Annotated in this window: 10 protein-coding genes and 2 tRNA genes; 2 read left to right on the top strand and 10 right to left on the bottom strand. The window is 67.2% G+C overall.

Annotation, left to right across the window (positions count from 1 at the left end; all coding sequences use genetic code 11):
* The first annotated feature begins 16 nt into the window (after window positions 1-16).
* Window positions 17-1,003, top strand: coding sequence for a histidinol-phosphatase (locus B5F79_RS01245; RefSeq protein ID WP_087217078.1), 987 nt, complete (start codon window positions 17-19; stop codon window positions 1,001-1,003).
* Window positions 1,004-1,030: 27 nt separating this feature from the next.
* Here the strand turns inward: B5F79_RS01245 and B5F79_RS01240 are convergent, their stop codons facing one another.
* The 10 genes from B5F79_RS01240 to B5F79_RS01195 all read right to left on the bottom strand — a co-directional run bounded on the left by B5F79_RS01240 (window position 1,031) and on the right by B5F79_RS01195 (window position 13,126).
* Window positions 1,031-1,873 (bottom strand): PHP domain-containing protein, encoded by an 843-nt coding sequence (locus B5F79_RS01240; RefSeq protein ID WP_087217077.1) that lies wholly within the window; start codon window positions 1,871-1,873, stop codon window positions 1,031-1,033.
* A gap of 245 nt (window positions 1,874-2,118) precedes the next feature.
* On the bottom strand, window positions 2,119-5,337 hold the full coding sequence (gene carB / locus B5F79_RS01235) for a carbamoyl-phosphate synthase large subunit (protein ID WP_087217076.1): 3,219 nt from the start codon (window positions 5,335-5,337) through the stop codon (window positions 2,119-2,121).
* Complete coding sequence (carA, locus tag B5F79_RS01230; RefSeq protein ID WP_241147217.1) at window positions 5,338-6,606, bottom strand: glutamine-hydrolyzing carbamoyl-phosphate synthase small subunit; 1,269 nt, start codon at window positions 6,604-6,606, stop codon at window positions 5,338-5,340.
* Window positions 6,607-6,864: 258 nt separating this feature from the next.
* Window positions 6,865-8,100: a [FeFe] hydrogenase H-cluster maturation GTPase HydF gene (gene hydF / locus B5F79_RS01225; protein WP_087217074.1), complete on the bottom strand. Its 1,236-nt coding sequence runs from the start codon at window positions 8,098-8,100 to the stop codon at window positions 6,865-6,867.
* 96 nt (window positions 8,101-8,196) lie between these two features.
* Complete coding sequence (hydG, locus tag B5F79_RS01220; RefSeq protein WP_087217073.1) at window positions 8,197-9,645, bottom strand: [FeFe] hydrogenase H-cluster radical SAM maturase HydG; 1,449 nt, start codon at window positions 9,643-9,645, stop codon at window positions 8,197-8,199.
* A gap of 90 nt (window positions 9,646-9,735) precedes the next feature.
* Window positions 9,736-10,803, bottom strand: a complete 1,068-nt coding sequence (gene hydE, locus B5F79_RS01215; RefSeq protein WP_087217072.1) for a [FeFe] hydrogenase H-cluster radical SAM maturase HydE — start codon at window positions 10,801-10,803, stop codon at window positions 9,736-9,738.
* Window positions 10,796-11,089 (bottom strand): TM1266 family iron-only hydrogenase system putative regulator, encoded by a 294-nt coding sequence (locus B5F79_RS01210; protein WP_087217071.1) that lies wholly within the window; start codon window positions 11,087-11,089, stop codon window positions 10,796-10,798. Before B5F79_RS01210 ends, hydE begins: the two co-directional genes overlap by 8 nt.
* A 293-nt stretch (window positions 11,090-11,382) precedes the next feature.
* On the bottom strand, window positions 11,383-12,738 hold the full coding sequence (gene gdhA, locus B5F79_RS01205; protein WP_087217070.1) for an NADP-specific glutamate dehydrogenase: 1,356 nt from the start codon (window positions 12,736-12,738) through the stop codon (window positions 11,383-11,385).
* 232 nt (window positions 12,739-12,970) lie between these two features.
* Window positions 12,971-13,044, bottom strand: a tRNA-Gly gene (locus B5F79_RS01200).
* Between the two features lie 5 nt (window positions 13,045-13,049).
* A tRNA-Pro gene (locus B5F79_RS01195) sits at window positions 13,050-13,126 on the bottom strand.
* Window positions 13,127-13,306: 180 nt separating this feature from the next.
* On the opposite strand from B5F79_RS01195, the gene B5F79_RS01190 reads away from it, so the two are divergent.
* Complete coding sequence (locus B5F79_RS01190) at window positions 13,307-13,762, top strand: DUF5684 domain-containing protein (RefSeq protein ID WP_087217069.1); 456 nt, start codon at window positions 13,307-13,309, stop codon at window positions 13,760-13,762.
* Window positions 13,763-13,794 lie beyond the last annotated feature (32 nt).

Here is a 13,794-nt window from a genome sequence, read left to right as displayed (position 1 = left end):
TACGAACGGAGGCGACATGCCCTTCCACGACCAGACGTGCCTTTCCGAGGACCTTCCCCGCTACAAGGGGAACCTCCACAGCCACACCACCAACTCCGACGGGCACCTCACCCCGGCAGAGTCCGTCGCCGCCTTCCGGGCGCGCGGCTACGACTTCCTCTGCCTCTCGGAGCACGACCTCTACACGGACCTCTCGGGCCAGTTCGACGACGAGGGATTCGTGATTCTCCCTGGGCTTGAGGCATCCGCCTACCTCTACGCGGACGAGGCGGAGACGCTGCGCCTCAAGTGCCACCACATGCACGGCATTCTTGGGACGAGCGAGATGGTCGCTTCCGCGCGCGAGCGCTTCTCGCACATGGAGCGGCTGGAGCCCCTGCGCTTTCACGGCTCTTGGGACGGAGAGGCGGTCGCAGCGCAGCTCGCCAGCGAGCTTGCGGAGCGTGGCTGCGTCGTGACCTACAACCACCCCATCTGGAGCCGCGTGGAGCCCGACGAGTTCTGCGGCGCCGAGGGGTACTTCGCGCTCGAGATCTTCAACTACGACACCGTCAACGAGTCGGGCACGGGGTACGACACCACCTACTGGGACCTCATGCTGCGCCGCGGTCGGCGCGTCTGGGGCTTTGCCTCGGACGACAACCACAACGAGGGGATCTTCGACGACTCCTTTGGCGGGTGGGTCGTCGTGAGCGCGCCGGCCCTCACAAGAGACGCCCTGGTGAGGTCGCTCCTGGCGGGGACCTTCTACTCGAGCTCCGGCCCCGACATCATCGGCTGGGGCGTGCGCGACGGCCGCGTCTGGGTGGACTGCACCCCCTGCGAGCGCGTCAGCCTCATCGCCGGAGGACCGGTCAACGCCGGGACCACCGTCATAGCGCCCGAGGGCGACCCGCTCACGCACGCCGAGTTCCCGCTCGCCGGGCACGAGACCTACGTGCGTCTCGAGTGCACGGACGAGCGCGGCCGCACCGCCTGGTCCAACCCCGTCTTCGCGGATTAGTTCCAGCGCCCCCCTGCGCTCGAGACGCTACTGTAGCGGCATTGACTCCCAGGAGCCGTCTGCGCGAGGGACCTCGATCGCGCGGTAGCCAGCGTCCCAGGCATGAGCGTAGGCCTCGCGGATTCCGTCGCACAGGTCGGCGGGAACGTGCGCGTCCGAGCCCACGGTGATGGGCACGCCGGCGCGACAGAAGCGGTCGAGCAGTCCGCGCGCGGGATAGTAGTCCCCAACCCCCTTGCGCCAGCCCGCCGTGGAGAGCTCCACGCGTCGACCGGTGTCGCGCGCGCAGGCGACCATCTCGTCCCAGAGCGGCGCGAGGTCGATCGTGGCGGCAAAGCCCTCGTTGCGCATGCGCTCCGGGAGGTCCGGATGCGCCATGGTCCCAAAGGGCAGTGGGCTCTCGCAGGCGCGGCACCAAGCATCGACGTAGCGGCGCCACACCTCGTCAGGACCCAGCTCTCGCCAGATGGTCATATCGGACGCATCGTCGATCCACGCGCCATCGTCCTTCTCGCCCAGCCAGTGCACGCTGCCCAGGAGCACCTGGGCGCCATCGCTCCAGCGACGGACGTTCTCCTCGCACCCGGGGTACCAGTCGCACTCGAAGCCGTAGATCATCTCGAGCTCTGGATGCGCGGTGCGCGCGGCCTCCCACGCGGTGCGATGGGCGACGAGCTCAGATTCAATGACCTGCACATCTCCCGCAGGGTCCATCTCCGACGGCAGCGTGAGGTGGTCGGTCGAGACCAGCACGGAGCAGCCCGCCGCCACGGCGGCGCGGGCGTTCTCCTCGAACGTCCCGACTCCGTCCGAGAATCGCGTATGCGTGTGCGTGTCAACAATGGAGCCTGGTGCGAGTGGTTCTACCATGGCTGCCTCCCCGTCCTACTACCCCATGCCGAGAAATTAGTTCACATTGGATATCTGAAAGAACTGGGCCAGCTGGGGCTTCCTTGGCAAAGACGCACTTTTCAGCTTTCCAATGTGAACTAATTCTACCCCTCGTGAATCAGCGCCCCGTAAGGAAGGCTGAATCAGCCCAGCAGAAAGGCCGCCGGGAAAACCCGACGGCCCGTCACATCAAAGGTGTGTGTTAATTGGGGACTGTCCCCAATTTACAGGTCCTGGAGGGCATTGACGGAGAGCGGGCCCTCGCGCAGCGCGGCGATGGCCTGGACCAGCGCCACCGCGCCGGACATGGTCGTGGCCATGTCGATGCCGCGGCTCACGGCCTCGCTCCTCATCTTGGTGCCGTCGCCGCGGGAGCTGTGCCCCTTGGGCGTGTTGATGACGAAGGAGATCTCGCCGGCGGCCATCATGTCGAGGATGTTGGGCGAGCCCTCGGAGATGGGCTTCACCACCTCACACGGGATGCCGGCGGCGCGCAGCGTCTTGGCGGTACCGCGCGTGGCGAGGAGGTCGTAGCCGAGGTTGCGCAGCGAGAGCGCCACCGGCGCCACGGAGCGCTTGTCGCGGTCGCAGACCGAGATGAAGACGTTACCGGACTGCGGCACGTCGTACTCGATGGCCTCGCGCGTCTTGGCGTACGCCTTGGGGAAGGTGACGTCGAGACCCATGACCTCACCCGTGGACTTCATCTCGGGGCCGAGCGTGACGTCGGCGCCCGGGAAGCGGCTCCACGGCATGACGGCCTCCTTGACGGCATAGAAGCCAAGGTCGCGCCCCTCCTCCGGAAGGTCGAGGTCGGCGATCTTCTCGCCGCTCATGATGCGCGCGGCGCACTTGGCCAGCGGCACGCCGGTGGCCTTGGACGAGAAGGGCACGGTGCGCGACGCGCGCGGGTTGAGCTCGATCACGAAGACCTGCTCGTCGCGGACCGCGTACTGAACGTTGAGAAGGCCCTGGATGTGGCAGGAGAGCGCCAGGCGACGCGTGGTCTCGCGGACCTTGGCCACGATCCTGTCGGAGAGCGAGAAGGGCGGGAAGCAGCAGGCGGAGTCGCCGGAGTGGATGCCGCACTCCTCGATGTGCTCGAGGACCGCGCCCACGTAGCACTGCTCGGTGTCACAGAGGGCATCGACGTCCAGCTCGATGGCGTCCTCGAGGAAGGCGTCGAGGTAGACGGGGTGGTCCGGAGAGACCTTGGTGGCCTCCTCCATGTAGCTCACGAGGTCGTCGTCATCGTAGACGATGCCCATGCCGCGGCCGCCCAGGACGTACGAGGGGCGGACGAGCAGCGGGTAGCCCACGCGACGCGCCACGGCCTTGGCCTCGTCCACGGTCTCGGCCGTGCTCGAGGGCGGGTAGGCGATCTCGAGGCGGTCGAGCAGGCTCGCAAAGCGGTCACGGTCCTCGGCGAGGTCGATGGCCTCGGGCTGGGTGCCCATGATGGGGACGCCGGCTGCCTTGAGGCGCTTGGCGAGGTTGATCGGGGTCTGGCCGCCGAGGGTGACGATCACGCCCACGGGCTTCTCGACCTCGATCACGTTCATGACGTCCTCGAAGGTGAGCGGCTCAAAGTAGAGGCGGTCGGAGGTGTCGTAGTCCGTGGAGACCGTCTCGGGGTTGCAGTTGACCATGACGGTCTCGTAGCCCTTGGCCGCCAGCGCGTAGGCCGCGTGCACGCAGCAGTAGTCGAACTCTATGCCCTGGCCGATGCGGTTGGGACCTGCGGAGAGAATGACCACGCGGGGCTTCTCGGCCTCGTGGAACTCGGTCACGCCGCCCTTCTCGTAGGTGAGGTAGTGGTAGCTCGTGCGGGCCGCGAACTCGCCGGCGCAGGTGTCGACGGTCTTGATGCACGGGCGCACGCCCAGGACCTCGCGCACGGCGCGCACGGTGTCCTCGCGCTGGCCGGTGAGGTGGGCGAGCTGAGCGTCGGAGAAGCCCAGCTGCTTGGCGGCCATCATGTGGTCGGCGTCGAGGCCCGCGATGCCGAGCTCGGAGATGACCTTCTCGGCGGAGACGATGTCCTTGATGCGGTTGAGGAACCAGTGGTCGATCTTGGTGAGGTCGAAGACGCGCTCGACGGCCCATCCGCGGCGCAGCGCCTCTGCAACGTAGAGGATGCGGTCCGGCGTGGGGGTGGCCACGCGGCTCTCGAACTCCTCCTCGGTGAGGCCGTCGAAGTCGTCGTTGCCGTCGGCGCCAAGGCCGGCGTGACCCTGCTCGAGGGAACGCATGGCCTTCTGCATGGCCTCCTCGAAGGTGGCGCCGATGGACATGACCTCGCCCACGGCCTTCATGCGCGTGGTGAGCGTGTCGTCGGTGCCCTTGAACTTCTCGAAGGCGAAGCGCGGGACCTTGACCACGCAGTAGTCGATCGAGGGCTCGAAGCAGGCGGGCGTCTCGCGCGTGATGTCGTTCTCGATCTCGTCGAGCGTATAGCCCACGGAGAGGAGCGCGGCCATCTTGGCGATGGGGAAGCCGGTGGCCTTGGAGGCGAGCGCCGAGGAGCGGGAGACGCGCGGGTTCATCTCGATGACGATGACGCGGCCGTCGTCCGGGTTCACAGCAAACTGCACGTTGGAGCCACCGCAGGCGACGCCCACGCGCTCGAGGATGGCGATGGAGTAGTCGCGCAGGCGCTGGAGCTCGAAGTCGTTGAGCGTCTGGCAGGGCGCCACGGTGATCGAGTCGCCGGTGTGCACGCCCATGGGGTCGAGGTTCTCGATGGAGCAGATGACGACGCCGTTGCCCGCGGAGTCGCGCATCACCTCCATCTCGATCTCCTTCCAGCCCTCGACGGACTGCTCCACGAGGACCTCGCTCTCGGGCGAGAGCGCGAGGCCCTGCTCGGCAATGCGCACCAGGTCGTCATGGTCGTAGGCCATGCCGCCGCCGGCGCCGCCCAGGGTGAAGGCCGGGCGCAGGACCACCGGGTAGCCGAGCTCCTCGGCGATCTTCTCGCACTCCTCCACGGTGTGCGCGATGCCGGACTTGGCGACCTCGAGGCCGATGTCGCGCATGGCGTTGGCAAAGAGCTCGCGGTCCTCGCCGGTCTCGATGGAGTCGACGTCGCAGCCGATGACCTCGACGCCGTACTTGTCAAGGATGCCGGCCTTGCCCAGGGCCACGGCGCAGTTGAGGCCCGTCTGGCCGCCCATGTTGGGCAGCAGCGCGTCCGGGCGCTCCTTCTCGATGACCTTGGCCACGGACTCGACGGTGATGGGCTCGATGTAGGTGCGGTCTGCGGTCTCCGGGTCCGTCATGATGGTGGCCGGGTTGGAGTTCACGAGCACGACCTCGTAGCCCTCGCGGCGCAGGGCCTTGCAGGCCTGGGTGCCGGAGTAGTCGAACTCGCAGGCCTGGCCGATGACGATGGGGCCGGAGCCGATGATCAGGATCTTCTTGATGTCAGTGCGCTTGGGCATCTAGAAGCGCCTCCCCTCGCGGACGTCGATGGCGAGATAGTCCTCCTCGCCGCGCATGAGCTTGGCAAACGCCGAGAAGGCGTACGTGGAGTCGTTGGGGCCGGGCTTGGCCTCGGGGTGGTACTGCATGGAAAACGCCGGGATGTCCAGGAACTGGATGCCCTCGGGCGTGCCGTCGTTGAGGTTGACGTGCGTGAGGCGCACGCGGCCGTACTCCTTGGTCTGGACGACGGGCGCCACGTGGCGGCGGGACCAGAAGCGCAGGTCCTCGTCCGCGGGGTGCTCGCTCACGCCGTCGGAGAGCTCGGGCACCAGCGGGCCGAAGCTGGAGAAGACCGGGCCGTAGTTGTGGTTCTGGGCGGTGATCTCCACCTTGCCGGTGAGGAGGTTCATCACGGGCTCGTTGCCGCCGTGGTGGCCGTACGGGAGCTTCTCGATCTGCGCGCCGGCCGCCATGGAGATGACCTGGTTGCCGAGGCAGATGCCAAAGACGGGGAGCTTGCCCAGGCACGCGCGGACGGCGTCGACCACGGGCGGGACGGAGACCGGGTCGCCGGGGCCGTTGGAGAAGAACACGCCGTCGGGGCTCATCTCGAGGACCTTATCGGCCGGGGTGTCCCACGGCACCACGGTGACCTCGCAGCCGGCGGCGGAGAGTCGCTTGGCGATGCCCTTCTTCTCGCCGCAGTCGTAGGCCGCGACGCGCAGGCGCGGCTGGCCGTCGGCGTCCTGGCCGGGCACCGTGTAGGACTCGCGCGTGGAGACGTCCGCGACGTAGTTGTGCTCGGCGATGGCCGGCGACGCCTTCACGCGGGCGACGAGGCTCTCGGGGTCGAGGTCCGTGGTGGAGATGGCCGCCCTCATGGCGCCGCCCTCGCGGATGGCGAGCGTCAGGGCTCGCGTGTCCACGTCCTCGATCGCAACGACGCCGTTCTGCGCGAGGAAGTTCGGGAAGGTCTCGACGCTCTGCCAGTTGCTGGGGGTGTAGCACATGTCGTGCACCACGAGGCCGGCAAGGTGGAGCGGGTCTCCCTGCATGTCCTTCTCGTTGATGCCGTAGTTGCCGATCTGCGGGTACGTGAGCGTGACGATCTGGCCCGCGTAGGACGGGTCGCTCACGATCTCCTGATACCCCACCATCGAGGTGTTGAAGACTATCTCGCCAAAGGTCTCGCCCTCGGCGCCGGCAGAGCGCCCGAAGAAGTGCATCCCGTTCTCGAGCGCGAGGAGCGCCCTCGGATGCCTGCCGTTGTCCACCAGTAGGTTCACAGCAACACCGCCCTTTCTTCCGGGCGCCCTCATCAGGCAAGTCGCCGGCTACAAAAAACGGAGCACCCGCGAGCGAGGACTCCGAATTAAGGCTGCGACAAGTATGTTGTGGACGCCTTTTCGGTCTCTCGTACCGTCTTAAAGGTCGTCTACGAGCATAGCAGGTCGAGCGTTGCTTGTGTGGCGGCGCAACGACTTCGCAAAAAACTCGGGCGCAGGGCAAGAAGAACCTCGTCCCGCGCCCGCCCCACGGGAGCCCTAATCCCCCAGCGCGGCGAGCGCCTCCGGGAAGGGCGCGAGGCTGCGGCGCAGGATGCCGTGCATGTGCGCGATGGCCACGCCGTAGTTGGTCATGGGGACGCCCTGTCGCGCGGCACGGTCCTGGCGCGAGCGCATCTCGCGCGCGTTGAGGGTGCACCCGCCGCAGTGGACCACGGCGGCGTAGCGCGTGAGGTCCTCGGGAAAGTCCGCGCCGCTCGTGAAGGAGAGCTCGAGCGAGGCGCCCGTGTGCGCAGCGAGCCACGCGGGCATCTTGACGGTACCGATGTCCTCGCACTGCCGGTGGTGCGCGCAGCCCTCGCTGATGAGCACGGCGTCGCCGTCGCGCAGGCGGTCGAGCGCCGCCGCGCCGCGCACGGCCCCCACGAGGTCCGCCTTGTAGCGCAGCATGAGGATCGAGAAGGACGTGAGCGGGACGCTCTCGGGCACGATGCGCGCCACCTGGCCGAAGGCCTGCGAGTCCGTCACCACGAGCGCGGGCGGCCCGGAGAGCGACGCCAGCGCGGCAGGAAGCTCGGTCTCGCGGCAGACCACGGGAAGGCAGCCCCCGTCCAAGAGGTCGCGAATGGTCATCTGCTGCGGCAGGATGAGGCGTCCCCTGGGAGCGGAGGCGTCGATGGGGCATACCAGCACCACGACGCTTCCGGGCGCAACGAGGTCGGCCACGACGCGGCGCTCGCGACCGCCCGGCGCGCCGAGGGCGGCGATGCGCTCCTTGAGCTCGTGCACCCCCTCGCCCGTGAGGGCACTCACGGCAACAGCCGAGGAAGCGAGCTCGGGCTCCCGCCGCCCCAGGTCCGCGAGCGAGTCGCGCGCCGCGGGCAGGTCGCACTTGTTCCAGGCCAGCACGCTCAGCACCCGCCGTCCCCGGAATGCCGCGAGGAGCTCGCGGTCCTTCTCGGAGAGGCCGCTCTCGCCGTCCACCACCAGCACGGCCACGTCGCAGCTCGAAAGAGCCCGCAGCGCCCTGGCCACGCGCGCCTCCCCGAGCGCGCCCTCGTCGTCGACGCCGGGCGTGTCCACGATGACCACGGGACCCAGGGGCAGGAGCTCCATGGCCCTCTTGACCGGGTCCGTGGTGGTTCCCCGCACGTCGGAGACGATCGCGAGCTCCTGCCCGGTGACGGCGTTCACCACGCTCGACTTGCCGGCGTTTCTCAGCCCGAAGAACCCTATGTGCACGCGCTCGCCCGAAGGCGTCTCGTTGAGTCCCATCTCTCCCCCGTCTGCAAGTTGGGGACAGTCCCCAATTTGCAGATACTTTTGATATCAAATCTTTGTGTAAATTGGGGACTGTCCCCAACTTGCAGGCTAGAAGCGGAAGTCGCGGCGGTTGGAGCCGCGGATGTCCGCCACGTGCTCGGTGGCGATGCCCCGCGTGCGCTCGTTGGGGATGCGCGCGAGCTCGCGCTCGATGAGCGGCCAGCCCACCTCGGCCGTGGCGGGCGAGGCGTAGTCCACCAGGTACTCCGCGAGCGTCATCAGGGCATTGGGATGGCAGCAGTTGAGGATCTGCCCGCTCTTGCAGAGGCTCATGAAACGGTCCCCCGTGCGACCCTCGCGGTAGCACGCGGTGCAGAACGAGGGGATGTGGTCGAGCTGCATGAGCCAGCGCACCACCTCGTCGAGCGAGCGCTGGTCGGAGACGTCGAACTGCTCGGAGTCGTGCGGGCGCTCCTCCTCGTCGTAGCCGCCCACGCTCGTGCGCGAGCCGCCGGAGATCTGCGAGATGCCCAGCTCGAGGGCACGCCCGCGGACGGTCTCGTTCTCGCGCGTGGAGATGATCATGCCGGTGTAGGGCACCGCCACGCGGATGCACGCGATGATCTTGGCAAAGGTGTCATCGTCGATCCCGTTGTCGAACTCGTCCGGATCGATGTCGTCCGCCCTCTTGAGGCGCGGCACGGAGATGGTGTGCGGCCCCACGCCGTGCACGGCCTCGAGGTGCTCGGCGTGGCAAAGCAGGCCGGCGAACTCGTAGCGGTACTTCTCCAGACCAAAGAGCACGCCCAGGCCAACGTCGTCGATGCCGCCGTCCATGGCGCGGTCCATGGCCTCCGTGTGGTAGTCGTAGTCGTGCTTGGGACCGGTGGGGTGCAGCTCTAGGTAGCTCTTCTTGTCGTAGGTCTCCTGGAAGAGGATGTAGGTGCCTATTCCCGCATCCTTGAGCATGCGGTACTCCTCCACCGTGGTCGCGGCGATGTTGACGTTCACGCGGCGGATGGCACCGTTTTTGTGCTTGATGGAGTAGATCGTGTCGATGCACTCGAGGATGTACTCGATGGGGTTCATCCTGGGGTCCTCGCCCGCCTCGATGGCAAGGCGCTTGTGCCCCATGTCCTGCAGCGCGATTACCTCGCGGCGCACCTCGTCCTGCGTGAGCTTGCGGCGCGCGATGTGCTTGTTCTTGGCGTGGTACGGGCAGTAGGTGCAGCCGTTCACGCAGTAGTTGGAGAGGTAGAGCGGCGCAAAGAGCACGATGCGGTTGCCGTAGTAGGCGAGCTTGATCTGGCGCGCCAGCTCGAAGATCTTCTCGTTGAGCTCGGGCACGTCGCAGGCCAAAAGCACGCTCGCCTCGCGGTGCGTGAGGCCCGCACAGTGGTAGCCGTTGCCCCGTCGGACGGGCTTCGCCTTCTCGAGCAGGCTCTCGATGAGCGCGACGTCGTGCGCGTGCGCGGCGGCATAGTCGAGGGTCTCGCGGATCTCCTCGTCGTTGATGAAGTCCTCGGCATAGCGGGACCTCGGGTCGTACTTCGCCATATGTCTCCTCTCCTTCGCGGTCAGGCTCGCGGGTGCGGACCTTCCCCCTCAGATGCGCGCCGGGCGCGGCGTGACGCCCGGACTCGGCTGTCAGCGACGCCTGGCGTCGCCTCGGTCGACCACCACGTGGCAGCCGATCTCCTCCATGCGCCGCGACAGCTCGGCAAGCCCCTCTGCCGCCTCGCTGCCGGCGCACGCCTTATTATCGTACAGCTCGTACTTCTCGCGCGCGTCCGTCGGCGAGAGGTTGGGCATGACCACGTTGGCGCCGGCGAGCATGCCCCGCTCGCAACCGCGCGCGTCAAGCGTGGCGAGCGCCGTCGTAGCCGGAAGCAGCAGCGCGGGCTCGATCAGCCGCAGGAGCGAGAGCAGGTAGCACGTGAGCCCCGCCGAGCCCGCCGGCTCGTGCGCGAGCGGGGTGGCGTGATGCGGGACAAAGGGGCCGATGCCGCACATGGCGGGGCGGAGCTCTTCCACCAGCTTGAGGTCGGCGGCGAGCGTGGCAGGCGTCTGCCCGGGCGAGCCCACCATGAAGCCGCAGCCAACCTGGTAGCCTATGGCCGCGAGGTCGCGCAGGCAGGCCAGGCGGTGCTCCAGCGTGAGCTCCGCCGGATGGAGGCTCGCGTAGTGCGCGGGGTCAGCCGTCTCGTGCCGCAGCAGGTAACGGTCCGCGCCCGCGTCAAAGAGGGCCCGGTAGCTCTCCTGGCTGCGCTCCCCCAGGGAGAGCGTGACCGCACAGTCCGGGTGTGCCAGCTTTATCGCGCGCACGAGCCCGCACATGAGCTCGTCCGTGAGCGCGCCGTCCTCCCCGCCCTGGAGCACGAAGGTCCTGAAGCCCAGCTCATAGCCCTCGTTGCAGCACGCGAGCACGGTCTCCGGGGAGAGCCGGTAGCGCTCCGCCGTTCGGTTGGAGCGGCGAAGGCCGCAGTAGAGGCAGTCGTTTCTGCAGTAGCTGCTTATCTCCAGGAGGCCGCGGACGAAGACGTCGTCCCCGTAGATCTCTCGCCGGGCGGCGAGGGCGCGCTCGGCGGCATAGGATGCCAGAGAAGGCGAGAAGAACGCGACGAGCTCCTCGTACTTCTCGATGGGAAGCATGTGCTCGCAGGCGAGAAGGTCGACGAGCTCGCGCCCGCGCTCCTCGGCGGCGCAGCTAGGCATCCGACCCGCCCTGTCCTGCCACTTCCTGCTCTGCGACCACGTTGGAATAGAGCGTCTTCACGCTCACGCCCGGGAGCGACCCCACCTTGCCGGCGAGGGCGGACGTGACGTCCTGCGGCGCGTCCAGGGCGACGGAGATCACGCCCACCCCGCGCTCGCGGTACGGCACCCCCATGCGACCGAAGATGTGGTCGCGGTACTCGTGCAGAAGCTCGTTCAGGGCCTCGACGGACTCCGGGTCCTCGATGATGATCCCCATGATGGCGACGCGCGTGGTGGCTGACATGGCGCTCCCCTCCTCTGTTGACCGTGCGCCCATCATAGTTCTTCTCGGCAGCGTCACGCTTCAATCACCATGTTTCTGCGGACAAAACAGGCTTCGACAACGGCCGATTCTGTCCGGAAATACATGGTGATCGCACGGCGAGAAGAACGCGGAGGCAGCGCCTCCCGCCCGCGTCACCCGGCGGAAGGAGCGACATGCGAGAGGCGGCCCCGGACCTGCTAAGAGGAAGTTCCGCGCAGCGCACTTCCTCGTGCAGGTCCGGGGCCGCCCCCACCTCGAGCCGGGTCAGGCGACTAGCACACTCCCTGGGCCATCATGGCCTCGGCGACCTTGGTGAAGCCGGCGATGTTGGCGCCCATGACGAAGTTGCCCTCGTGGCCGTAGGCACGGGCGGTGTCGTCCACGTTGTGGAACATGCCGCGCATGAGGCTCTCGAGCTTGCCGTCGACCTCCTCGAAGGTCCAGGAGAGGTGCTCGGCGTTCTGGCTCATCTCGAGGCCGGACACGAGCACGCCGCCGGCGTTCGCGGCCTTGCCGGGCATGAAGGCGACGCCGTTCTCCATGAGGTAGGTGGTGGCGTCGGGCGTGGTGGGCATGTTCGCGCCCTCGCCCACGACCTTGCAGCCGTTGGCCACGAGCGCCTGGGCGTCCTCGAGGTGCAGGGTGTTCTCGCGGGCGCAGGGAAGCGCGATGTCGCAGGGAAGCTGCCAGACGCCGCGGCCGTCGCCCTCGTGCCAGGTGGCGTTCGGGCGCTCGTCGACGTACATCGCGAGGCTCACGCCCTGGTCGTGGCCGGAGCGCTTCTTATTGTAGATGTGCTCGAGCACCTGGTAGTCGATGCCCTCCTGGTCCTCGACCCAGCCCTTGGTGTCGGAGCAGGCAACGACGGTGCCGCCGAGCTGCGCGACCTTCTGGATGGCGTAGATGGCCACGTTGCCGGAGCCGTGGACGACGACCTTCTTGCCCTCGAAGGAGTCGCCGTTGCTCTTGAGGTACTCGTCGACGAAGTACACGAGGCCGTAGCCCGTGGCCTCGGTGCGGGCAAGCGAGCCGCCGAAGGTGAGGCCCTTGCCCGTGAGGACGCCGGTCCACTCGTTGCGGATGCGCTTGTACTGGCCGAACATGTAGGCCACCTCACGGCCGCCCACGCCCAGGTCGCCGGCGGGAACGTCGGTGTTGGGGCCGATGTGGCGGCAGAGCTCGGTCATGAAGGACTGGCAGAAGGCCATGACCTCGCGGTTGGACTTGCCCTTGGGATCGAAGTCGGCGCCGCCCTTGCCGCCGCCCATGGGCAGAGTGGTCAGGCTGTTCTTGAAGATCTGCTCGAAGCCGAGGAACTTGAGCATGCCCAGGGTGACCGTGGGGTTGAAGCGCAGGCCGCCCTTGTAGGGGCCGATGGCGGAGTTGAACTCGACGCGGTAGCCGCGGTTGACCTGGACCTTGCCGGCGTCGTCGACCCAGGGGACGCGGAACATGACCACGCGCTCGGGCTCGACGATGCGCTCGAGCAGGGCGTTCTCCTCGTACTCGGGGTGAGCGTCGAGGGCGGGCTGCAGGGTCTCGAGGACCTCCTTGGCCGCCTGGATGAACTCGAGCTGCTCGGGATAGCGAGCCTCGAGATCGGCGATGACCCTCTCGGAATACGTCATGTGAATCTCCCTTCACTGGCGGCAATGCCGCGACGAAAGTTCCGGAAGAGAGAATACGTGCGGAAAACCCCTCGAAAAACAATCGCGGACGAAGTGTAACGGCATCGAACCTCGCGCGAAATCTGCCGTACACACGAAACACAGGCGCAATCCATACGCCCACGTTCTGTTAATTGGGGACAGTCCCCAATTAACAGAAAGCCCGGACGCATGGCCCGGGCTCATCAAAGTCTGGAGCGGGTGACGGGAATCGAACCCGCGTCATCAGCTTGGAAGGCTGAGGTTCTACCATTGAACCACACCCGCGTGCATGGTCGGGGCGACTGGATTCGAACCAGCGACCCTCTGCTCCCAAAGCAGATGCGCTACCAAGCTGCGCCACGCCCCGGTCGCAAGTGATAAGTATAGGCGAGCATCCCCCGCCCGGCAATCTGTAAATTGGGGACTGTCCCCAATTTACATATCGCTCGCCGTGCTTCAGGGCGCGTCCGCCGAGTCCTCCCAGCCGGGTTGTTACAGCCCTTCGTTCGTGGGTAGCGAGTAAACAAGCCGGAGAAGGGAGGCCGTCATGGACGATCTGTTCCTCGCCAATTCCATGCTGACGCTGTGGTTTCCCGCGGTGGTCATCCTCTCGCTTGGCACCGTTGCCGGCAGGTGGGCGGCGCTGGGAAAGATGGGCAGGCGGCGTTGGGCCGCGATCGTCCCGATCTTCTCGACCTGGGAGGTGAGCGAGGGGGCCTCCGGTAGCCGCGTGCTGAGCACGGTTGCCGCCACGGCGAGCGCGGCGTTTCTGATCTCCGTCCTTCTCGGCCTCGGGCGCCACTACGAGACGCAGTGGGTCGCGACGCTCATCCTCGCACTCTGGATCGTGACGCAGCTCGTGGTGAGCGAGCGGCTCGCGAGGGCCTTTGGGGCGGGTCCGGGCTTTGCGGCGGGGCTCGTTCTTGTCCCCATCGTCACATACCCGCTCCTCGTGATGGACGGAAAGGTATATCTCGGCCCGGTTGACGGGGCTGGGGCATAGGCCATCCTCGTGCCGTCTGGCGTACAATCGGG

This window comes from Olsenella sp. An285, from assembly GCF_002159625.1.
In the GTDB taxonomy this organism is placed as follows: domain Bacteria; phylum Actinomycetota; class Coriobacteriia; order Coriobacteriales; family Atopobiaceae; genus Thermophilibacter; species Thermophilibacter avicola.
The sequence above is the reverse complement of the archived record's forward strand: the minus strand, read 5'-3'. Positions and strand labels throughout refer to the sequence as shown.